Source organism: Pseudomonas sp. PDM19, from assembly GCF_014852215.1.
In the GTDB taxonomy this organism is placed as follows: Bacteria; Pseudomonadota; Gammaproteobacteria; order Pseudomonadales; family Pseudomonadaceae; genus Pseudomonas.
Genome location: NZ_JACVBG010000002.1, coordinates 1467062 through 1487811, shown reverse-complemented (window position 1 = coordinate 1487811; position 20750 = coordinate 1467062). Strand labels below are relative to the sequence as shown.

The window sequence follows — 20750 nt, the reverse complement described above, 5'->3', positions numbered from 1 at the left end:
TTCTTAGGGGATTGCAATGCAGGGGGATTCGTCGCTGCAGGCGGTAGGGATGCTTTACCGCGACCATCATGGCTGGCTGCGTGGCTGGCTGCGCAAGCGCCTCAACGATGCCGCCGATGCCGCTGACCTGGCGCAGGACACCTTCGTTCGCGTGCTGATGGCCCGGAGCGCCGAGGCGATCCGCGAGCCCCGGCACTACCTGCAGACCATCGCCCGGGGCCTGGTCATCGACCTGTACCGCCGCCGTTCGCTGGAGCGCGCCTATCTGGAGGCGCTGGCGCTGCTGCCCGAAGCGGTGCAGCCGTCCCTCGAGGAACAGGCGCTGCTGCTCGAGGCGCTGCAGGAAATCGACCGGATGCTCGATGGCCTGGGGCCGAAGGTCCGGCAGGCCTTCATCCTTTCCCAGCTCGAAGGGCTGACCTACAACCAGATCGCCGAGCGACTGGGTATCTCCCTGCGCACGGTGAACAAGTACATGGCCAAGGCCATGGAGCACTGCTGCCTGGCCATGGCGGGAGTCCTGTGAACGACTCCCTGCAACCCAATGAACGCGAAGCCATCAGCGAAGCGGCCCGCTGGTACGCACGCCTGGCCAACGCGACGCCGGGAGACGGCGATCAGCGGGCCTGGCAACGCTGGCTGGCGGCCGACCCGATCAACCAGCGCGCCTGGCAACGCATCGAATCGGTGAACCTGCAGATGGCCCGCGTGCCGGGTCGCCTGGCGGCTGCCACGCTGGCCTCGGCCGGGCAGTCCCGGCGCCAGGTGCTGCGCAGCTTCGTCGTGCTCGCCTCGCTGGGCGGGCTGGCCACCCTGGGTTGGCGCAGTGACGTACGCCAACGCTACACCGCCGGCTACCGGACCGCGGTCGGCGAACGTCGCCACTTCACCCTGGCGGACGGCAGCCGGATGCAACTGGGCACGGACAGCGCCGTGGATGTGCTGTTCGATGCGAACCAGCGTCTGATCGTCCTGCGCGCCGGCGAGGTGCTGATCAGCACCGCAACCGATGCACTCGACAGGCCCTTCCGCGTACGCAGCACCGACGCCACCGTGCGCGCGCTGGGTACTCGTTTCAGCGTGGGCAGCTGGGGCAACGGAACCGAGGTGGCGGTGCTGGAGAAAGCCGTCGAAGTCTCGGTGCCCGGCCAGGACAAGCCGTTGCGCCTGGAAGCCGGCCAGCACACGCGGATCGTCTCCGGCGTCATCCAGCCTGTGCAGGCCAACGACGCCTCGGTGGGTGCCTGGGCGCAAGGCAGCCTGATTGCCATCGACCGCCCGCTGGGCGAGTTGCTGGAGGAACTGGGACGCTACCGCCACGGCTGGTTGAGGTGCGACCCGCGCATCAGTGGTCTGCGCATTTCCGGCGCCTTCCCGGTGGATGACACCAACCTCGCGCTCAGGGCCCTGGAGCGCAGCTTCCCTGTCACGGCGGTGTATCGCACGGGGTATTGGGTGACCGTGGTTCCGCGCGGCTGAGCCGGCCTGGAGGCGCAAAAAGATTTTTCCAATCAGCGTGCACTTTCTTCGTCCCTGGTTCGGCTACTCCGGCATCAGTGACCCACTTGGTCACCACCACCGGGGAGAGACCATGCTGTATCCGTTCGTTCGCCACCGGCTTGCCATTCACGTGCAGGCTGCCCTCTTCAGCGTTGCCGTCGTCGGCGTACCCGTCGCTCAGGGCGCAGAGTCCTCAGAGTCCGCAGCGTCCAGCGCAGTGCAGAGCATCCGGCAGTACGACATCGCCGCCGGGTCGCTGACCGAGGTGCTCAGCCGCTTCGCCAGCGAAGCCGGGGTCGCGCTCTCGTTCGATGCCAGCAAGACCGCGCACCTGCAGTCGGCCGGCCTGCACGGCAGCTATTCGCGGGAGGCCGGGTTCGCCGCCCTCCTTTCCGGCACCGGGCTGCGGGCGGTGGACCAGGGCGGCAGCTATGTGCTGGAGGAAGTTCCGGCGGCGCTGGCGATGAGCGACACGATCATCACCGGCCAGGGCCTGGGGCCGACAACGGAAGACTCCGGTTCCTACACCTCCAACGAAGCCACCATCGGCAAATCCACCCAGCGCCTGAAGGACATTCCGCAGTCGGTCACCGTCATCACCCGCAAGGCGATGGACGACCAGCGCCTCGACACCCTGGACCAGGTGCTGGAGAAAACCACCGGCATCACCACCTACCAGAGCCCGTCCGGCGGCAAGTACATCTACTCGCGCGGCTTCGAGGTGGAAACCATCCAGTACGACGGCGTCCCCCTCGACCGCCGCTACTACGCCATCGGCAGCAGCTTCACCTCGGACACGCTGCTCTACGACCGCGTGGAAGTCCTGCGTGGCGCCAACGGCCTGCTGCAGGGCAGCGGCAACCCCGGCGCGGCGATCAACCTCGTGCGCAAGCGCCCGAAGGCCGAGCCGTCGCTCTCGCTCACCGCCAGCGCCGGCTCCTGGGACACCTACCGGCAGACAATCGATGGCAGCGCCCCGCTCACCGCCGACGGCAGGCTGCGCGGTCGGGTAGTAGCAGGCCATGAGGATCGCGACTACTTCTACGACACCGCGGACAGCCGCAAGAACGTGCTCTACGGCATTCTCGAGTACGACCTGACCGACGATACCCGAGTGGCCGCCGGGGCCAGCGTGGAAGACCTGCACTCGACACCGTCCTTCGGCGGCCTGCCGCGCAACAAGGACGGCAGCGCGGTGCACGCGGGGCGTTCCACCTTTACCGGTGCGGACTGGAACAAATGGAACAACAAGCAGACCACCTACTTCGCCGATGTCACCCATGACTTCAACAATGACTGGCGCCTGAATGCCTCGGGCAGCTACATCCGCGAAACCAACGACATCCTCTACAGCTTCGGCCGTGGCGCGGTCGACCCGGCCACCGGCGACGGCATGCAGTCGCGCGCCTATCTCTATGACTTCGAGAACATCAACAAGGGCGCCGACATCAACCTCGCCGGCAAGTGGCGTGCCTTCGACCTGGAGCACCAGGTGGTGGTCGGCGCCAACGCCAGCGACCTGAAGACCGACGACCTGCAGGGCGGTTTGCTCAACCTGGGGCCGATCAACATCTACGACCCGGTCTCCCCGCGCGAGCCGACCGAAGAAGAGATGCTCAGCACCACCTACGCCGGCACCTCCAAAGGTCACATCCGCCAGAACGGCCTCTACGGCGTGGTTCGCTACAAGCTGGCCGAGCCACTGACCCTGGTCCTGGGCGGGCGCACCAGCAACTACCAGTACGACTACGAACTCACCCGTTTCACCACCTCCTCCCCCGCCCCGGCGCATTCGAAGGAAACCGGCGAGTTCACTCCCTACGGCGGCCTGATCTACGAGCTGAACAACCAGTGGTCGGTCTACGCCAGCTACACCGACATCTTCAAGCCGCAGACCGAGCTGACCCAGGACAGCGCTCCGCTCAAGCCCATCGAAGGCTCCAACTACGAGCTGGGCCTGAAAGGCGAGCTGATGGATGGGCGGGTGAACACCAGCTTTGCGATCTTCCGCGTGGACCAGGAGAACCGTGCGCAGTACGACTACGCCTCGGAATGCGGGCAGAACGGCGAAGACAACTGCTACGTGGCCGGCGGCAAGGTTCGCGCCGAGGGCTTCGACGCGGAGATCAGCGGCGAAGTGCTGCGCGACCTGCAGCTGTTCGCCGGCTACACCTACACCTCGACCAAGTTCCTCAACGATCCGGGTGACGGCACCTCGTCCTCCGGCTCCACCTTCAACAGCTACACGCCGCGCCACCTGCTGCGCTTCTGGGCCGACTACAAGCTGCCGGGCGAACTGAACCAGTGGACCGCCGGCGCGGGCGCCAGCATCCAGAGCGAGAACTACAACACCAACTTCGGCGGCACCGGTGGCGTCGGCGATATCAAACAATCCGGCTACGCCATCTGGAACGCCCGCCTCGGCTACCAGATCAACAAGAACCTCAGCGTCGCCCTGAACGGCAACAACCTCTTCGACAAGAAGTACTACTCCTCCATCGGCTGGCTGAACGCGAGCAACCAGTACGGTGACCCGCGCAACTACACCGTCACCCTGAAGGCGGACTTCTGAGCGGATGTCGCAGCGGCAGCCCCCCCTGACGATGCACGTCAGGGGACTGCCCCTTCCCTCATGCCTCGCTCACCAGCGCTCGTGACTCATCGCAAAGAGCAACCCATGCCAGGCCGGCGACCCAGATCACGGAAACGGCGTAATTGAGCCGCTGATACAGCCCGAACCCATGCCCGTCGGCGAAGGCCCTCGCCATCATCACCACCGTCGCGACAGCCAGCACCACGCAGAGCCCCGAGAACCCACCGAACCCCGGTGACGACAACAGTCGCTTGCCCAGGAACGCCCACAACGCGCTGGCCAGCGTCAGCGAGAAGAACATCACCAGTCCCGCCAGGTTGTGGATCTGCTGGGACGTCGAAGGCTGCGCTGGCGCGCAGCCCTGGTCGCAGGAGAAATAGCCGGTCGCGAAACTGGCCAGGCCGTGCAGTGCTATCAATGCGGCACCGAGCAACGCCAGGCGGGAGCCGGCGAACCTGCGCCCGACACCCACGGCGAAAAGCACGAACAGCACCCCCAGCGGGAAGTTGTTCACCCACGCGGAGTAGCCCTGCGTCGGCGCACCTGCTGCACCCAGCTGACTCATCGCCTGGTCGAGGTGGCTGAAGCCGGGGTAGCCCAGCGAGGTCAGCGCCACCCCCACGAAAAGCCAGCATGGAATCAGCAGCCCCAGGCGCAAAAGGTTCCGGTCAATGTTTGTCACGCGATGGCACTCCCTTGTCATGTTGGCGATCGATCCCGCCTCTCGCGATGCAACCGCCTGCCGGCGGCGCATGCCTTGTTCAATCACGCCAGCTGCCTTCAACCTGGTCCGGGCCCTCATCGGCCAGTGCGGCGCGCAGGCCGGCGCTGTCCAGGCGTCTGCAGTAAGCCGGGCGGGCGCGCTCGAACCGCCGTCCTTCAACCAGGGCGCCGGCATCGACCACGTCGTAGCCCAGGCGCTCATGCAACTCGCTGACCGCCTGCTTGGCCTGCAGGTCGTCACCAGCCATGGGTAGAGCCCGACGATCGGCGGCGCCGGCCGGGCGGGCATCGGCGACCAGATCACGCTCGAGGATGGCGTTGAACGCCTTGACCACCGTGGCGCCAACCAGGTGCTGCGCCAGCATTTCGCTGGTGGTGGTTTGCCGAGCATCCAGCGCGGCGAGTTGGCCGTCGCGCTGCGGGTAGTAATTGCCGGCATCCAGCACGACCTTCCCGACGAAGGCTTCCACCGGCAATTCAGGGTAGCGGCAGAAGGGAATCGCCAGCAGCACCAGCTCGCCGAAGCTCGCCGCCTGCTCCACGGTGCCAACCTCGCAGCCCAGGGAAGCCGCGGTGCTGGCCAGCGTGTGCGGCCCGCGTGAATTGCTGAGCATGACCTCGCAACCGTTCTTCCCGGCAAGTGCCGCCATGGCGCGGCCAATGAACCCCGCCCCGATGATTCCGATACGCATCGCCTGACTCCTTTGCTTGCAGTGCAGTGGGAACCGGCCCGCGCTTGCCAGCCAGACCGGAAGCCAGGATGCTATTTGAAATCAGACAGCTGAAATATCGGCCTTCATTTGGAAGTGTCGAAACCACAGGTAGCGAATCATGGATCGACTGCAAAGCATGGCGGTGTTCGTCAGGGCCGCCGACAGCGGCTCGTTCTCCTCCGCCGGGGCGGCGCTGGGCATGTCCTCGCAGATGGCCGGCAAGCATGTCAGCGCGCTGGAGGAGCGCCTGGGCGTCAAGCTGCTCAACCGCACCACCCGCCGGCAGAGCCTGACCGAGATCGGCCAGCACTACTATGAAAGCTGCAAACGCGTACTGGCCGAAGCAGAGGCGGCGGATGCCCTGGCCCTGGATCATCTCGCGGTCCCCCGGGGACGATTGCGGATCAGCGCTCCGGTCACCTATGGCACCTACTGCCTGATGCCGCTGCTGGGCCGCTACCTGCGCCAGCACCCGGACGTGAAGATCGAGTTGTCGCTCAGTGACCGCCTGGTAGACCTGATCGACGAGAGCTTCGAAGCTGTGATTCGCATAGGACCGCTGGACGACTCCAGCCTGGTCGCGCGGCCATTGGCGGCCTATCGGCTGATTGCCTGCGCGGCGCCAGCCTACCTCGCCGAGCATGGCACTCCGCAGACGCCCGACGATCTCGAAGGGCACCACTGCCTGGGGCTTACCGCCTGGCCTGCATCGGTATCCGGGGGGTGGCAGATGCTGGGGGGTGAAAGCCTGCAACTGCTGGCCCAGAGCAGCCGCCTTCAGGTCAACGACGCCCGCGCGCAGCGCGCCGCCGCGTGCGATGGCCTGGGCATCATCCTCGGCGCCGAGATGATGCTCGCCGAAGACCTCCGGCAGGGCCGCCTGGTGCAGCTGTTCCCCGACCTTCAGGCACCGGCGCGGCAGGTCCATCTGCTCTACGCCAGCGACCGCCGCATGCCGCCGAAGCTGCGCCGTTTCGTCGACCAGGTAGTCGCCGAACTGGGAGCCAGGCCGGCCTGAAGCGGACGCTCGCGCCGTCGCAAGGATAACGGCGGAGCTGACGGTCAGGCTGTACCGCCGCGGGAGCGGTCAGGCAATGGTTGACGCGAGCACTGCGTTCGATAAGGTCAGGGACAGACCTACCATTCGCGAATGAGCAGCAGCTCGGGAGATGCAGCCAGTGCAGGACGACAGCACCAGCGTGGACACAGTGGTTTTCGATCTTGGCGGCGTGCTGGTCGATTGGAATCCGCGTTACCTCTACCGGAAAGTCTTCGACGGCGACGAAGTGGCGATGGAGGCTTTCCTCGCCCAGGTCTGCAACCAGGCCTGGAACGAACGCCAGGACCGCGGGCGGCCCTGGGCCGAAGCGATCGCCGAGGCCATCGCGCTGCACCCTGCGCACGAGCCGCATATCCGGGCGTACCGCGAGCGCTGGGACGAGATGCTCGGCGGTGCCCTGGAAGACACCGTGCAGGTCCTCGATGAACTCCACCAGAGCGGCGTACGCTTACTGGCGCTGACCAACTGGTCGGCGGAGACCTTTCCGGTGGCCGAAGAACGTTTCGAGTTCCTCGGCAAGTTCGAAGCGGTACTGGTCTCCGGCCAGGAAGGTTGGATGAAACCCGAACCGGAGATCTTCCAGCTGCTGATCCGGCGCTATGGTCTTGCGCCGTCCCGCACGTTATTCATCGATGACGTCCGCAAGAATGTGGAGGCGGCGCAGGCCCTGGGCCTGCAGGCCATCCAGTTCGCCAGCGCACGGCAATTGCGCAACGACCTGAAAGCCTTCGGCCTTCCGATCGCCCCCTCGGAGCAGTGAGCCACCAGCGCCCACGCAGGACGCAGGTACAAGCGGCTGCTGGGCGCTTCACCCCGACCGGGGTTCAACCTGGACCGGGCTCAACCACCCAGCGCAATGATGGCGAACAGCAGCGCCGTACCCACTACCGCCAATGCAATCCCGCCCGCCCAGGGCGAACCGCCGGAATAGCGGGCGAGCATCCAGCCGGAGATGAACAGCATCACCAGCGCCACCGCATTGGAAGCGCGGATGGCCGGGCCGGTCTGGTCGATCAGCAGGAAGGGGATGACCAGCGGGAAGGTCGCCAGCACCACCAGCAGGAAGGTTGCCAGCGCGCCCTTGATGTCTGCCCAGCCGATCCGCGCCTCGATGGGCGTGCCGGCGCTGCCCAGCATCCGCAGGCGCAGCACTTCCAGCCCTTCCGCACCCGCCGCCGCGGCGATGCGCGGTGGCAGTTCGGCGGCGATGAGGCTCTGCCCGGCGCGCGGTTCGGTGCCGCCCTGCAGGCGCTCCAGCAGAGTGCGGCTGCGAGTGCGCTCGGTCCAGGTGCGCATCAGGAAGATCACGGCATCGGCCAGGCCCCAGGCGAGGTTGCAGCCCAGCGCGGCGATCAGCATGGTGCGCACCTCCTCCCGCCCCGAGGTCGCCACGCTCAGCGAGCCGATGAAGGTCATGGCCATCAGCAGGCCGAAGATCACTTCGGTGATGCGGTCGATCGGTTCCAGCACCCGCTGCCAGGTGCCCTTCTCGGCTTTGTCCATCGCTGCCCTCCTGATCGGCGAGCACGGCTCGTCGTCCCTCGTTCATGCCATTGACTGAGCGCTTGCAAGTGGTGATCGAAACAACGCGCCCGGCCGGGACTAACCCAGCCGGACGATGTCGACCGAAATCTCCACGGCGGGGACGCTGCCGCGGTTCTCCAGCCAGTGCATGGTGTTGTGGTCCTCGGGCCAGCCGACGCCCGGTCCGTAGTCGGTGGCGATACCGTCGCGATGGTCGGTGATGGTGCCCTGCAGGATGAACACCGTGCCGGGGCGGTCCACGTGGTCATGCACCGGCCCGAAGACGCCGCCGGGCGCTATGGTCACCCGGCGCATCCGCAATTGCCGGCCGGCCATGCCCTCGATCTCCGGGCCGAGGTCGACCGAGGACAACAGCTCCACCGTCACGCCCCGGGTCTCGGGGGCCACCTCTTGGCTGTTCATCGCGCGCGCCTCGCTGAACGACAGGTTCTCTGTGCCAGTAAAGACGTTGCATGGCGCCGCTCTAAGCGAGGCGACAAAGGGTCGTTCAGCCCACGGCTGGCAGGGGCTCCAGGATCGCCACGGCGCGCACGAAACCGGCGGAGGCGTGGCGGATCTTGTAGGGGAAGCAACTGACCAGGAAGCCGTGGTCAGGCAGTTGCTCGAGGTTGGCGAGCTTCTCCATCTGCCCGTAGCCGATGTCGCGCCCGGCCTTGTGGCCTTCCCAGATGATCGACGCGTCACCCGAGGCGGCGAAGCGTTCGCGGGTGTACTTGAAGGGCGCGTCCCAGCTCCAGGCATCGGTGCCCACCACCCGCACGCCGCGCTCCAGCAGGTAAAGCGTTGCCTCGCGGCCCATGCCGACGCCGGCTTCGAGGTAGCCCGGCTGGCCGAACAGGCTGCCGGCGCGGGTGTTCACCAGCACGATGTCCAGCGGCTGCAGCGCATGGCCGATGCGCGCCAGTTCGGCCTCGACCTCGGCGGCAGTCACCACATGGCCGTCCGGGAAGTGACGGAAGTCCAGCTTCACCCCCGGCTGCAGGCACCACTCCAGCGGCAGCTCGTCGATGCCGAAGGCCGGTTTGCCACCGTCGGTGGTGGACGCGTAGTGCCACGGCGCATCCATGTGGGTGCCACTGTGGGTGGTGATCTGCAGGCGCTCCGCCGCCCAGGACTCGTCGCCGGGCAGGTCTTCCTTGCGCAGGCCGGGGAACATCGCGGCCATTTCCGGCCAGCCCTGCTGGTGGTCCATGTAGTCGATCTTCGGCAGCAGGGGCGGCGGGTCGGTATAGGGGTTGTTGTCCAGGGTCACGGACAGGTCCAGCAGACGGCGTTGATTCAGGCTCATGCGGAGATTCCTTTGCGGGCGGCGGCGCGGCTGCGACGCGGCGGGAGGTCGAGGGCGTTGCGCAGCAGGCCGGCCACCGTGCCGTCGTGGCAGAAGCCCAGCTCACGGGCCTGCGGCGTGCGCAGTGGCGGATAGGCGCCGAACAGCGCCTCCAGTTGCGGATCGGGTTCGAAGGCGATGCGCTCGCAGTTGGCCTCGCCAAAACAGGCGGCAAGCCCGGCAAGCACCTGGGCGATGGACAGCTGCAGCACTGGCAGTTGCCACACCCGCTGGCTGCCGGGCTCCCTGAGTTCGGCGGCGTGCAGCAAATTCTCCACGCAGCAGCGGGCCGACATCCACCAGGCGCTGGCCTGCGGCGACACCGGGCAGGTGTAGCTGTCCCCCGCCGCACAGGCGTGCAGCAGGTCGCTCATGAAGGCCGAGCGCAGCCCGTTGGGCTCGCGCGGCCGGGCGACTATGCCGGGCAGGCGCAGGGCGCGCCCGTCCACTTCGCCGCGCCGGGACAGGTCCTGCAGGGCAATTTCCACCATGCGCTTGTGCGCCGCGTAGGACAGCTGCGGCGACGCCGGCTGTTCCTCGTCCATCCGCGCCGGCAGCTCGCCGCCGTAGACCGCCACGCTGCTGGCATACACCAGCACCGGCGGCCGCACGGGATTGCGCAACTGGTGCAGCAGCTCCAGGCTGGCCTGCAGATTGACCTGGTAACCCAGTTCGTACTGCGCTTCGGCGGCACCGCCGGGCACGCTCACCAGGTGGAATACCACGTCGACACCATCGGCCAGCACACGGCGCAGCAGGGCCGGATCGGTGACGCTGCCGTAATGCCGGCGCAGGCGCGAATCGTCAGGCAGGCCGTCGAGTTTCTGGTCCAGCAACAGCAAGGCTCCGATCCGCCTGCCGCGCAGCTCGCCCACTTCCAGCAGGCGACGCACCAGCAGGCGGCCGACGAAGCCATTGGCCCCGCTGACCATCACGCGCATGGCCAGCCCCCTTGCACCACGCGCTGGTCGATGGCGCCGAAGAGCACCTCGCCTTCGCTGCCGCGAGCTTCCATGCGCACGCGGTCGCCGAAGTGCATGAAGGCCGTGCGCGGTGCGCCGTGGGCGATGGTTTCGATGGCGCGGCGCTCGGCGATGCAGGCCGAGCCCACCGAGCGATCGGCGTTGGACACGGTGCCCGAGCCGATCAGCGTGCCGGCGCTCAGGCGCCGCGTCAGGGTGGCATGGGCGATCAGCTCATGGAAGCCGAAGTGCATGGCGCCGCCATGGGGATGGCCGAACCATTCGCCGTTCCATTCCACCGTCAACGGCAGGTGCACGCGACCGTCGCGCCAGGCATGGCCCAGCTCGTCCGGGGTCACCGCCACCGGGGCGAAGCTGGATGCCGGCTTGGCCTGGAGGAAGCCGAAGCCGGTCTTCATCTCGCGAGGCGCCAGCGCGCGCAGGCTGACGTCGTTGAGCTGCAGCACCAGGCGCACATGGTTGAGTGCCTGCTCCGCCGGGCAGCCCATGGGCACCGCGTCGAGCAGCACGGCAAACTCGCCTTCGAAGTCGATGCCGTGGGCTTCGCTGGGCAGCGGGATATCCGCGCGGGGACCGAGGAAGTCGTCGCCAGCGCCCTGGTAGATCAGCGGAATGCGCTCGACGCCTTCGATGGGCTCCAGGTTGAAGGCCTTCTGCATCAGCTCGCCGTGGCTGAGGAAGCAGGAGCCGTCCAGCCATTGCCAGGCGCGTGGCAGCGGCGCGGCGAGTTGCGCCGGGTCGAGATCGAAGGCGCCGGCGACGGCATTGGCGTTGAGCCGCTGGTACAGCCTCTGCAAGTCGGACTCCAGCAGCTCCCAGTTGTCCAGAGCGGCCTGCAGGGTGGCGGCGATGCCGCTGGCATCCACCGCCCGCGTCAGGTCGCGGGAGACTACCAGCAGGCGGCCATCGCGGCTGCCGTCATCGAGGGTAGCAAGCTTCATGGCAGCTGCTCCTTCAACTCGGCCGCGTAACGACCATCGAGAAGAATGAAGACCATCCGCGCCATTGCTTCGGTGCGGTTGCTCCACGCGTGATTGGTGCCGCGCTGCACCACGATGTCACCGCGCTTGAGCTGCACCTCGCCGTCGTCCAGCACCAGCCAGACCTCGCCTTCGGTGACGATGCCGTAGTCCAGGGTCTGGGTGCGGTGCATCAGCTTGTGCTTCGAGTCGGCCTTGCCGGTGCCGGCATGGGATTCGCCGATTTCGGCGAAGACCGCGGCGGCGTCTTCGGCGCTGACCTGGTTCTGCACGCTGTCCGGCGGGATATCCACCACGCGGATGACGCTGCCCAGCGGGCCGGGGCTGAGCTGCAGCGGCTGCGCGGTGGGGTCGTCGCCGTTGTCCAGCGCCGCAGGGCTGCCGAGGCTGTTCCAGACCTCGTAGAACAGCGTGCCGGGCACCGCCTTGAGCGGGAAGTTGTTCGGCGTCGGGCCGCAGCTGGCGACCACCGCCTGGCCGTGGCCGTCGTGGCCGGTGACCACGCGTTTGAAGGTGGGAAGCTGTTGCATGCTGTCTCCTTTCAATTGCCGTCACCGATGGTCGTGCCACCGTCGACGATGAGATTCTGTCCGCTGATGAAGGCGCCACCGGGAGCGGCCAGCAGCAATGCCAGGGCCGCCACTTCCTCGGGCCGGCCGACCCGGCGCAGCGGCGTGAGCGCCAGGCGGCGCTGCAGGACGTCGGGATTGTCGGTGAGCGGGCGGGCGAATTCGGTGTGGATCACGCCAGGGCTGATGGCGTTGACACGGACGTTCGCCTGCCCCCACTCCACCGCCAGGTTGCGCGCCAGCTGCGCCAGCCCGGCCTTGGACAACCCGTACAGGCCCAGGCTCTTGTTGCCGCGCACGCCGGCGATGCTGGCCATCAGCACCACGCTGCCGCCGCCACCTTCGGCCATGGCCGGGAGCAAGGCGCTGGTCAGCCACAGCGCGCTGCGCAGGTTGACGCTGAAGGTCAGCTCCCAGTCGGCATCGCTGGCCGTGCCGAGCGGCCCCAGGTGCGGCGCGACGCCGGCATTGCAGACCAGCGCATCGAGCCGGCCGAGATATTCCAGAGCTTGCTGCGCCAGGGCCTGCACGGCGTGAGCGTCACGCAGGTCGGCGGGGACGGCGATCACGTCGATGCCCTCCTCCGCCAGCGACTGCAACGCTCGCGCACAGTCCTCGGCACTCTCACTGCTGATCACCAGACGAGCGCCGGCACGGCCGTATTCGCGGGCGATGGCCAGGCCGATGCCACGGGTGGCGCCGGTGATCAGCGCAGCCTTGCCGGCCAGGGAAAACAGCGCGCTCATGCCTGGGCCGCCAGCAGGCTGGCAATGATTCGCCGGGCGCGGTTGGCGCCGGCATCGACATGGATGTCGACCATCGGCCGCTCGCCGAAGCGGAGCAGGTTGGCGTACTGCGCCTCGATCACCTGCTTGTCCTCGTCGAAGGTCAGGCGGGTCTGCTCCAGCACCCGGCTCAGGTTCTCTTCCGGGTCGGCCTGGGGATTGGTCGCCTGGGTCCAGAAGTAGTGACAGGTCTCTTTCGTCTCCGGGGTCACGCCATGGAAGCCGCGCAGGTGGAAGCCACCCCGCTCGGGCGTATCGATGGGCTCGCTGCCGGCGTCCACCGCGCCGGTCCAGATACACAGGTGCGAGGGCTGGAATTCGATCTCCTGCCAGCGGTCGATGCGCCCCTTGAACGGATAGGCGTCGCGGTAGGTGGGCGGCGGCTCGGAGTCGAGCATGTGGCGCACCACCCGTACCGACTGCTCATCGCCGCTGACCTGCATCTGCGCGTTCATGTGGATGCGCGCATTGCCGCCGATGGTGCGCAGGTGCACGTAGCCCAGGTGGCTGAGGTCGAGCAGGTTGTCGTGGATGAGCTGCCACGGAGCCGCATAGTGGTAGACGTCACCGCCGAAGCGGTACTGGCCGCTGTCGTGGTGCGGGTAGGCCGGTGGCTCCCGGTCGGGGGCGCCGCTGCCATGCCAGAGCCAGAGGATCTGGTCCCGCTCGCGCAGGACGAAGGCCTTCACCAGCGCCTTGCCGGGCACCTTGGCCTGGCCGGGAATCTCCAGGCAGCGGCCATCGGCGCCGAACAGCAGGCCGTGGTAACCGCAGCGCAGACCGTCCTGCTCGAGGGTGCCGAGTGACAGCGGCAAGGCGCGGTGGCAGCAACGGTCTTCCAGTGCGGCGACGCTGCCTTCAGCGGTGCGGAACAGCACCAGCGGCTGCCCGAGCAGCGTGCGCGCCAGTGGCTTGTCGCCGAGCTCCCAGGCGAAGCCGGCGACGTACCAGCGGTCCTGCGGGAAATCGGGCTGGCCGGTGGGCGCAGCGGGGTCGAAGGTGGCGATGGGGCTGGGAATCATCAGTGGCTCCTCAGAGATCGAGTACCAGGCGCGGGCTCTTCGAGCGCGAGCAGCAGGGCGTGAACTGGTCGTTACGGGCGTGTTCGGCAGCGGTCATGAACAGGTCGCGGTGCTCCGGCTCGCCGGCCAGCACGCGGGTCACGCAGGTGCCGCAGATGCCCTGTTCGCAGGACAGCGGGATGTCCACGCCGGCCTCCAGCAGCACGTCGGCGACGCTGCGCTCAGGCGGAATCCGGAAGCACTGCCCACTGCTCGCCAGTTGCACCTCGAAGCTGCCGCTGGCGGCCTCGGGCTCGGGCGCGGCCGCGAAGTACTCGCGGTGCAGGCGCGACTCGTCCCAGCCGGCCTGGCGCGCACTGTCCAGCACATGGGCCATGAAGCCGCCGGGCCCGCAGACGTAGAGGTGCGTGTCGTTCGCCGGCGCTGCCAGCAGGCTCGCGGCATCCAGGCGCTGTTCGGCGGGGCCGTCGTCAAAATGCAGTTGTACCTGGTCGGCGAAGCTCGACCGGCTCAGGCGTTCGAGGAAGGCCGCGCGGTCGGCCGAGCGACAGCAGTAGTGCAGCTCGAAAGCGGCGCCGCTCTGCGCGAGTCGTTCGGCCATGCAGAGGATCGGCGTGATGCCGATGCCGCCGGCGAACAGCAGGCTGCGGCCGGCTGCGTGGGCCAGCGGGAAGAGGTTGCGCGGCTCGCTGATGCGCAGCCGCGTGCCCTCTTCCACCGCCTCGTGCAGGCAGCGCGAACCACCGCGCGAAGCTGGGTCGAGGAGCACGCCGATCTGGTAGCGGTCGTGCTCGCGTGGGTCGTTGCACAGCGAGTACTGGCGCACCAGCCCGTTGGGCAGGTGTACGTCGATATGCGAACCGGCGCTGAACGGCGGCAGGCTGGCGCCATCCAGCGAGCGCAGCTCGAAGCCGAGGATGTCCTGCGCCTCGTGCTGGCGGCGGCTGACGAGGACCTCAAGCATGGCCGGCCTCCTTCGCCACTTCGGCAGCCGTGCGCTCTTCGGCGATCAGCCGGTCGAGCACGCGTCGGGCACGGATCGCACCAGCATCGCCGACCAGCAGCACCGGCTTGAGCGACCAGAACTCGGCGTCGCCCATCATCTCCTGCTGCGCTTCGAGCATCGGCAGGTCCTCGGTGGCGAATGGCCGGCGAATCGCCTCGACCTGTTCGCGGGCCAGTTGCTCGCCCATCGGGCCCATGGCTTTGGGGAAGCACATGGCGAACCAGTAGTGGGTGGTCTTGCCGGTCTCGGGGGTGAACAGGTGCGGGATCGGGTTGTTCACCCCGTCGCTGCGCGGCCGCCCGGTGGGCACCGCGCCGGCGTACAGCAGCATGTTGGCGGGGGCGTCCCAGCGCACGTCGATCCAGCGGTCCACCGGGGTGCCGTGGGGGATGTTCATCGCCTGGTAGAGGAAGTCCGGCATGATCTCGGCCACGGTCTGGCGGTTCGACCAGACGCTGTCGCCCTCCTGCTCGACGCTGGTGATTGCGCTCTTCACGCCTTCGCCGCCGAGGGTCGCGGGGTGCAGGAACTCGACGTGGCTGAGGTCCATGATGTTGTCGGTTTCCAGCACGTAGTTGGCTTTGGCATGCAGGTAGCCCTTGCCGACGAACCAGTGCCCGGCGTCCATGCAGCTGAAGTCGGGGATGCGCTGCGGGTCGGCCAGCGCCGGCTCGCCCATCCAGATCCACAGCAGGCTGTGGCGCTCCACCAGGGGATAGGCCCTGACCTTCGCCGCCCGCGGGATGGCGCCATCGCCGTGGGGGTTGTGGGTGCAGGCGCCGCTGCTGTCGAAACGCAGGCCGTGGTAGGCGCACTGCACCTCGTCGCCCTTCAGGCAGCCCATGTGCAGCGGTGCGAAGCGATGCGGGCAGCGGTTGCCGATGGCCCGGGCGATGCCCTGGCTGTCGCGGTAGAGCAGCACGGGTTCGTCCAGCAGGGTGCGCGGGAACAGTTGCCCGGCCTCGACCTCGGTGTCCCAGGCAGCGGCGTACCAGGTGTTGCGCAAGTAGCTCACGGTCATGTCCTCGTTCTTGTTGTCGTGATCAGGCCAGCGCCTGAGCCTTGATCTGTCGCCCCAGCAGCACCAGGCACAGCGGAGCCAGTGCGAGCTGGGCCAGCGCCACCAGCAGCAGCGCATGCGGCAGCTGGGTGGCGATGCCGCCGGTGAGCGCCAGCACCAGCAACGGGCTGACGAATTCGCCGGCGAAGATCGATGCGGTGAAGCCACCGGTGGCGCGGCCGCGCTGGTCGAAGCCGACCTGCTGCATCACCTGGGTGATCAGCGTCGGCAGCAGCAGGCCCACGCCCAGCCCGTTCAACAGCACGGCGAGGACCACGGGCGCATGGCTGGACGACAGCGCCATCAGCCCGCCTCCCAGGCCCGCCGTGGCGAAGCCCAGCGCCAGCAGGCGACGCGCCGGTAACCCGGCGAGCAGGCGGAAGGTCAGCGCACCGGCCAGCACGCCGAGCTGGTTGGCGCCCATGGTCAGGCCGATCTGCTGCGGGCCGTCGACGTGCAGCAGTTGCAGCAGGTAGCCCGCCTGCACCGGCACGATGAACAGGCTGATGCCGGCCAGCCCGGTGAGCAGGTACAGCGGCGCCAGCGCCGCCCAGGGGAAGCGCGAGGCGCTGGCCGGCGCATGCTCGACGCGGCGTGCCTGCGGCTCCCAGAGCAAGGCGGCCATCAGCGGCAGGCACAGCACGCCCACGGCATAGAGCACGAACGGGGTGCGCCAGCTGCTCTCCCCCAGCGCGCCGCCCAGGCCCATGAACAGCGCGGCGGACAGCGAGGTGGCAACCATCTGCAGGGCGAACAGGCGCTCGCGGCGCTGGCCGTCGAAGTAGTCGCCCATCAGCGTGGTGCAGCAGGTCATGATCCCCGCTTCCGCCAGGCCGATGCCGGCGCGGCTGGCGACGATCAGGCCGAGCGAATCCAGCCACAGCGGCAGCACGCCGCAGATGCTGTACAGCAGCATGCTGGCGAGCAGCAGCGAGCGCCGTCCCACGCGGTCGGCCAGCACCCCGGCCAGCGGCGCGAGGAAGGCGATTACCAGCGCCGGCAGGGTCAGCGCCACCGGCACCAGCACGGCGGCGCCGGGAGTCTCGGCGAAGTGCGCCTGCATGCGTGGCAGCACCGGCGCGATGAGCACCGCGCCAAGCACCGGCAGGCAGCTGCCGAACAGCAGCAACAGGGCCTGGGCGCTGCCAGCACGGCGATCAGCGCTCATGGGGCACCTCCACCAGCAGGCAATGAGTGGCGCCGTACTGGATCAGGCCGGCGCGCAGCTCGCGCCACAGGGTCTTCAGGCAGGGCATGGGGTCGTCCTCTTGTTTTCGTTGTGTGGACTCAGCGCGCCTGGCTGCAAGCCAGGGGCGTAGCGGCGTGCTGCTGGCAGCAGTCGCGGTCGTGGTGGACTTCCTGCAGGTGGTGCGCCGCCACGGTGGGTTGCGCCTCCACCCGTGCCTGGCGCTGCGGCAGGAGGAAATACGCCAGCGCCGGCAGCAGGATCAGCGCGCCGACCATGTTCCAGACGAACATGAAGGCCAGCAGCACGCCCATGTCGGCCTGGAACTTGATGGGCGAGAAGATCCAGGTGCCGACGCCGATGGCCAGGGTCACGCCGGTGAGCATCACCACCTTGCCGGTGAACAGCAGCGCACGGTAATACGCCTCGGACAGGCTGGCGCCCTGGCGCAGCTGCGCCAGCACGATGCTCATGACGTAGAGCGCGTAGTCCACGCCGATGCCCACGCCCAGGGCGATCACCGGCAGGGTCGCGACCTTCACGCCGATGCCCAGGGCCACCATCAGCGCCTCGCAGAGGATCGAAGTCAGCACCAGCGGCAGCACCGCGCAGAGCACCGCGCGCCAGGAGCGGAAGGTCACCAGGCAGAGCAGGATCACCGCGCCGTAGACCCACCAGAGCATGTCGCGGTTGGCCTGTTTCACCACCTGGTTGGTGGCTGCTTCGATGCCGGCGCTGCCGGCAGCGAGGAGGAACTTCGCCTGCTCACTGTCGTTGTCGTGGGCAAAGGCCTGCACGCTATCGACCACCCGCGCCAGGGTGTCGGCCTTGTGGTCGGTGAGGTAGGCGTAGAGCGTCAGCAGGCTGCAGTCGTCGTTGTACAGCCCGCGCGGGGCGTTGGCGGTGACCATGTTCAGGGTCGCCTGGTTGTTCACCAGTTCGTACCACTTCGGGCTGCCCTCGGAGAGGCCGACCAGCACCCGGCGGTTGAGCAACGCCAGCGAGTTGGTCGAGTCCACGCCCGGCAGGCCGCGCAGTTGCCAGTCGAGGTCATCGACACGCTTGAGGGTGTCGTAGGCCGAGCAGGCGCCGGCCGGGGTCTGCACCATCACCGCGAAGACATCGCTGCTGGCGCCGTAGTGCCGGGTGACGAAGGCGTTGTCGCGGTTGTAGCGCGAGTCCGGGCGCAGCTCGGGGGCGCCGGCGTCGAGGTCGCCGACCTTCAGGTGCAGGCTCACGGCATAGCCTCCAGCGGCCATCAGGGCGGCCACGGCGATGCATGCGGCGGCCCAGCGGCGACGGGTGAACAGGTCGAGGAAGCGCCACATGGCGTGCTTGTCCGCCCCGCTCGCCTCGGCCTCCTCGGCACGCAGGCTGCGCCGCGCCGCGCGGGCGCTGACGCCCACGTAGGAGAGCAGCACCGGCAGCAGGATCAGGTTGGTGAAGATCAGCACCGCCACGCCCAGGCTGGCGATCACCGCCAGGTCCTGGATCACCTGGATACGGATGATCATCAGCACGGCGAAACCCACGGCGTCGCACAGCAGCGCGGTGAGCCCGGCGAGGAACAGCCGGCGGAAGGTGAAGCGCGCCGCCACCAGGCGATGCATGCCACGGCCGATGTCCTGCATGATGCCGTTCATCTTCTGCGCGCCGTGGCTCATGCCGATGGCGAACACCAGGAACGGCACCAGCACCGAGTACGGGTCCAGCTCGTAGCCCAGCAGCGGCAGCAGGCCGAGCTGCCAGACCACCGCCACCAGCGAGCAGATCACCACCAGCGCGGTGCTGCGCACGCAGCGGGTGTACCAATAGAGCACCGCGGCGGTGATGGCGATGGCGGCGGCGAAGAACAGCAGGATCTGCTTCAGCCCGTCGATCAGGTCGCCCACCACCTTGGCGAAACCGGTGATGTGGATGTCCACGCCCTGCCCCTGGAAGCGCGCGCGCAGGCTTTCCAGCTCATGGGCGAAGGCCGTGTAGTCCAGCGCCTGGCCGTCCGGAGTCTTCTCCAGCAGCGGCACGTAGACGATGCTCGAACGCTGGTCGAAGGCCACCAGCTGGCCGATCTCGTTGGAGCGCTCGACGTTGCGCTTGAGCTCTTCAAGTTTCGCGGCACCGCCATCGTAGCCATCAGGGATCACCGGGCCGCCTTCGAGGCCGTCCTCGGTCACACCGGTCCAGCGGGTCGAGGGTGTCCACAGCGACTTCATCGCCGCACGGTCGACGCCGGGCAGCAGATACACCGCATCGTTGAGCTGCTGCAGGCTGTGCAGGTAGTCCTTGTCGTAGATGCTACCGCGCGGATTGGCCACGGCGATGCGCACGGCGTTACCCAGCCCGGCCAGCTCCTGGCGGTGCTCCAGGTAGTTGTGGATGAAGGGGTGCTCGCGCGGAATCATCTTCTCGAAGCTGGCGTTGAGCGTCAGGCGGGCGGCCTGCCAGCCCAGCAGCAGGGTCGCCGCCAGGCACAGCAGCAGGACCAGTGCGCGGTGGTTGAACAGCGCGTGTTCCAGCAGCGAGCCGGAAGCACTGTCGAAGTCGTCGAGGCGGCCGCTGGACGGCGCAGGGGAAGTCGTGGCGTGCATGGCTCAGTCCGCGCGAAGGGGTTGGGAAGAAGGTGCCAGGCGGCGTGCACCGGCCATGCCGACAGCGACGATGGCGCCATCGGCGGCGGTGATCGCGGCAGTCAGCGGCAGGCCGTCGGTGACCGGCAGCGGCTGCACGGCGAAAGCGTCCAGGCCGCTGCGCAGCAGCATCCCAGCCTGGTTGGCGAGCAGCAGTTGCCCGCCCGCCACGCGGATTCCGTTGAGCGATGCGGGGATCGGATTGGCCAGCGGCTGGGAGCTTTCGCCGGCATCATCGGAAGCCAGCAGGGTGCCGCGCAGGCCGCCCACCAGCAGGCGCCCTCCGGGCAGCACGGCGGCGGCGAAGTAGCTGCCGTCGTAGGGGCTTTGCAGGGCATCGAAGTGGGCGCCGTCATCGCGCGAACGCAGCAACAGGCCTTGCTCGCCGGCGACGTACAGGTCACTGCCGGCGCGGGCCAGGGCGTACAGGTGAAGACCGCGCTGGTTCGGCAGCCGGCCCATCTCGGACTGCCAGCTGCGACCGCCATCGGCAGTGCTCAGGGCCACGCCGTATGCGCCGACCACCAGGCCGTGGCGGGTATCGGCGAAGCTCAGCGCCAGCAGCGGTTTGTCGGCGCCGTCGGCCACCAACCTTTGCGCAGCGGCGACGCGCGCAGCGTCTCCGGAAGCCTCGGCGGCCTGCTGCTCCAGGGCAGCGCCACGCTTGCCGTCGAGTTGCAGGGTCCAGTGCTCGCCGCCGTCCTCGCTGTGCAGCACCACGCCGGCGTGGCCGATGGCCCAGCCACTCTGCGCATCGATGAACTGTACGGCAGTCAGGCCGGCGCTCACCGGCACCGCCGTGGCCTGGCGCCAGGTAGTGCCGTTATCGTCGGAGAGCAGCACCACGCCACGCTCCCCCACTGCCACCAGACGCTCGCCAGCGCGGGCCACATCCTGCAGCACCGCGCGCAGGGCCTGCGGGCCATGCACGGCGGGCTGCGCCAGGACATCCACGCTGCCACCGGCAAACGCCGCGGGCACCGCGCAACAGGCTGCCAGCAGCCAGGCGGAGAGACTCTTCTTCATCGCACGCAACCTTTCTTTTTTCTTGTAATCGGTACAACGGTTTCG

The 20750-nt window shown here is 68.1% G+C and carries 20 protein-coding genes; 5 read left to right on the top strand and 15 right to left on the bottom strand.

The annotated features are described in order from the left end of the window. Positions 1–16: 16 nt before the first annotated feature. From IB273_RS15330 to IB273_RS15320, 3 genes are all read left to right on the top strand, one after another. On the top strand, positions 17–526 hold the full coding sequence (locus IB273_RS15330) for a sigma-70 family RNA polymerase sigma factor (protein ID WP_151187586.1): 510 nt from the start codon (positions 17–19) through the stop codon (positions 524–526). Next, positions 523–1479, top strand: coding sequence for a FecR domain-containing protein (locus tag IB273_RS15325; protein ID WP_318652480.1), 957 nt, complete (start codon positions 523–525; stop codon positions 1477–1479). Before IB273_RS15330 ends, IB273_RS15325 begins: the two co-directional genes overlap by 4 nt. 112 nt (positions 1480–1591) lie before the next feature. Beyond that, positions 1592–4072, top strand: a complete 2481-nt coding sequence (locus IB273_RS15320) for a TonB-dependent siderophore receptor (protein WP_192224427.1) — start codon at positions 1592–1594, stop codon at positions 4070–4072. A gap of 58 nt (positions 4073–4130) precedes the next feature. Here IB273_RS15320 and IB273_RS15315 read toward each other — a convergent pair whose 3' ends face one another. Both IB273_RS15315 and IB273_RS15310 read right to left on the bottom strand, forming a co-directional pair. Next, positions 4131–4775, bottom strand: a complete 645-nt coding sequence (locus IB273_RS15315) for a DUF998 domain-containing protein (protein WP_192224527.1) — start codon at positions 4773–4775, stop codon at positions 4131–4133. Between the two features lie 79 nt (positions 4776–4854). Further along, positions 4855–5508, bottom strand: coding sequence for an NADPH-dependent F420 reductase (locus IB273_RS15310; protein WP_192224426.1), 654 nt, complete (start codon positions 5506–5508; stop codon positions 4855–4857). A gap of 139 nt (positions 5509–5647) precedes the next feature. Here IB273_RS15310 and IB273_RS15305 point away from each other — a divergent pair, with 139 nt between their 5' ends. Continuing rightward, positions 5648–6547, top strand: coding sequence for a LysR family transcriptional regulator (locus IB273_RS15305; protein WP_081518469.1), 900 nt, complete (start codon positions 5648–5650; stop codon positions 6545–6547). Positions 6548–6698: 151 nt separating this feature from the next. After that, positions 6699–7349: an HAD family hydrolase gene (locus tag IB273_RS15300; RefSeq protein ID WP_174824597.1), complete on the top strand. Its 651-nt coding sequence runs from the start codon at positions 6699–6701 to the stop codon at positions 7347–7349. Positions 7350–7429: 80 nt separating this feature from the next. On the opposite strand, the gene IB273_RS15295 is transcribed toward IB273_RS15300, so the two are convergent. From IB273_RS15295 to IB273_RS15235, 13 genes are all read right to left on the bottom strand, one after another. Continuing rightward, the gene (locus tag IB273_RS15295; protein WP_081518470.1) at positions 7430–8092 is read right to left on the bottom strand and encodes a VIT1/CCC1 transporter family protein; all 663 of its coding nucleotides are present in this window, start codon (positions 8090–8092) and stop codon (positions 7430–7432) included. 99 nt (positions 8093–8191) lie between these two features. Continuing rightward, complete coding sequence (locus IB273_RS15290) at positions 8192–8536, bottom strand: cupin domain-containing protein (protein ID WP_192224425.1); 345 nt, start codon at positions 8534–8536, stop codon at positions 8192–8194. Between the two features lie 85 nt (positions 8537–8621). Then, positions 8622–9422 (bottom strand): cyclase family protein, encoded by an 801-nt coding sequence (locus IB273_RS15285; protein ID WP_081518472.1) that lies wholly within the window; start codon positions 9420–9422, stop codon positions 8622–8624. Next, positions 9419–10402 carry an NAD-dependent epimerase/dehydratase family protein gene (locus IB273_RS15280; protein ID WP_192224424.1) on the bottom strand — a complete coding sequence of 328 codons (984 nt, stop codon included), beginning with the start codon at positions 10400–10402 and terminating at the stop codon, positions 9419–9421. Before IB273_RS15280 ends, IB273_RS15285 begins: the two co-directional genes overlap by 4 nt. Continuing rightward, complete coding sequence (locus tag IB273_RS15275; RefSeq protein ID WP_192224423.1) at positions 10393–11385, bottom strand: fumarylacetoacetate hydrolase family protein; 993 nt, start codon at positions 11383–11385, stop codon at positions 10393–10395. Before IB273_RS15275 ends, IB273_RS15280 begins: the two co-directional genes overlap by 10 nt. After that, complete coding sequence (locus IB273_RS15270; RefSeq protein ID WP_192224422.1) at positions 11382–11954, bottom strand: cupin domain-containing protein; 573 nt, start codon at positions 11952–11954, stop codon at positions 11382–11384. Before IB273_RS15270 ends, IB273_RS15275 begins: the two co-directional genes overlap by 4 nt. An 11-nt stretch (positions 11955–11965) precedes the next feature. Continuing rightward, the gene (locus IB273_RS15265; protein WP_192224421.1) at positions 11966–12739 is read right to left on the bottom strand and encodes an SDR family NAD(P)-dependent oxidoreductase; all 774 of its coding nucleotides are present in this window, start codon (positions 12737–12739) and stop codon (positions 11966–11968) included. Beyond that, the gene (locus IB273_RS15260) at positions 12736–13800 is read right to left on the bottom strand and encodes an aromatic ring-hydroxylating dioxygenase subunit alpha (protein ID WP_192224420.1); all 1065 of its coding nucleotides are present in this window, start codon (positions 13798–13800) and stop codon (positions 12736–12738) included. Before IB273_RS15260 ends, IB273_RS15265 begins: the two co-directional genes overlap by 4 nt. Before the next feature lie 10 nt (positions 13801–13810). Then, entirely contained in the window at positions 13811–14764 is a 954-nt protein-coding gene (locus IB273_RS15255; RefSeq protein WP_192224419.1) for a PDR/VanB family oxidoreductase, read from the bottom strand. After that, positions 14757–15821 (bottom strand): aromatic ring-hydroxylating dioxygenase subunit alpha, encoded by a 1065-nt coding sequence (locus IB273_RS15250; protein WP_151187596.1) that lies wholly within the window; start codon positions 15819–15821, stop codon positions 14757–14759. The genes IB273_RS15255 and IB273_RS15250 overlap by 8 nt, the downstream gene beginning before the upstream one ends. Positions 15822–15849: 28 nt before the next feature. Further along, positions 15850–17034, bottom strand: a complete 1185-nt coding sequence (locus IB273_RS15245; RefSeq protein WP_151187597.1) for an MFS transporter — start codon at positions 17032–17034, stop codon at positions 15850–15852. A 119-nt stretch (positions 17035–17153) separates the two neighbouring features. Continuing rightward, a complete protein-coding gene (locus IB273_RS15240) occupies positions 17154–19640 on the bottom strand; it encodes an efflux RND transporter permease subunit (RefSeq protein WP_192224418.1) in 2487 nt (828 codons plus the stop codon). A gap of 3 nt (positions 19641–19643) precedes the next feature. Continuing rightward, entirely contained in the window at positions 19644–20705 is a 1062-nt protein-coding gene (locus IB273_RS15235; RefSeq protein ID WP_192224417.1) for a WD40/YVTN/BNR-like repeat-containing protein, read from the bottom strand. Between the last annotated feature and the right edge of the window lie 45 nt (positions 20706–20750).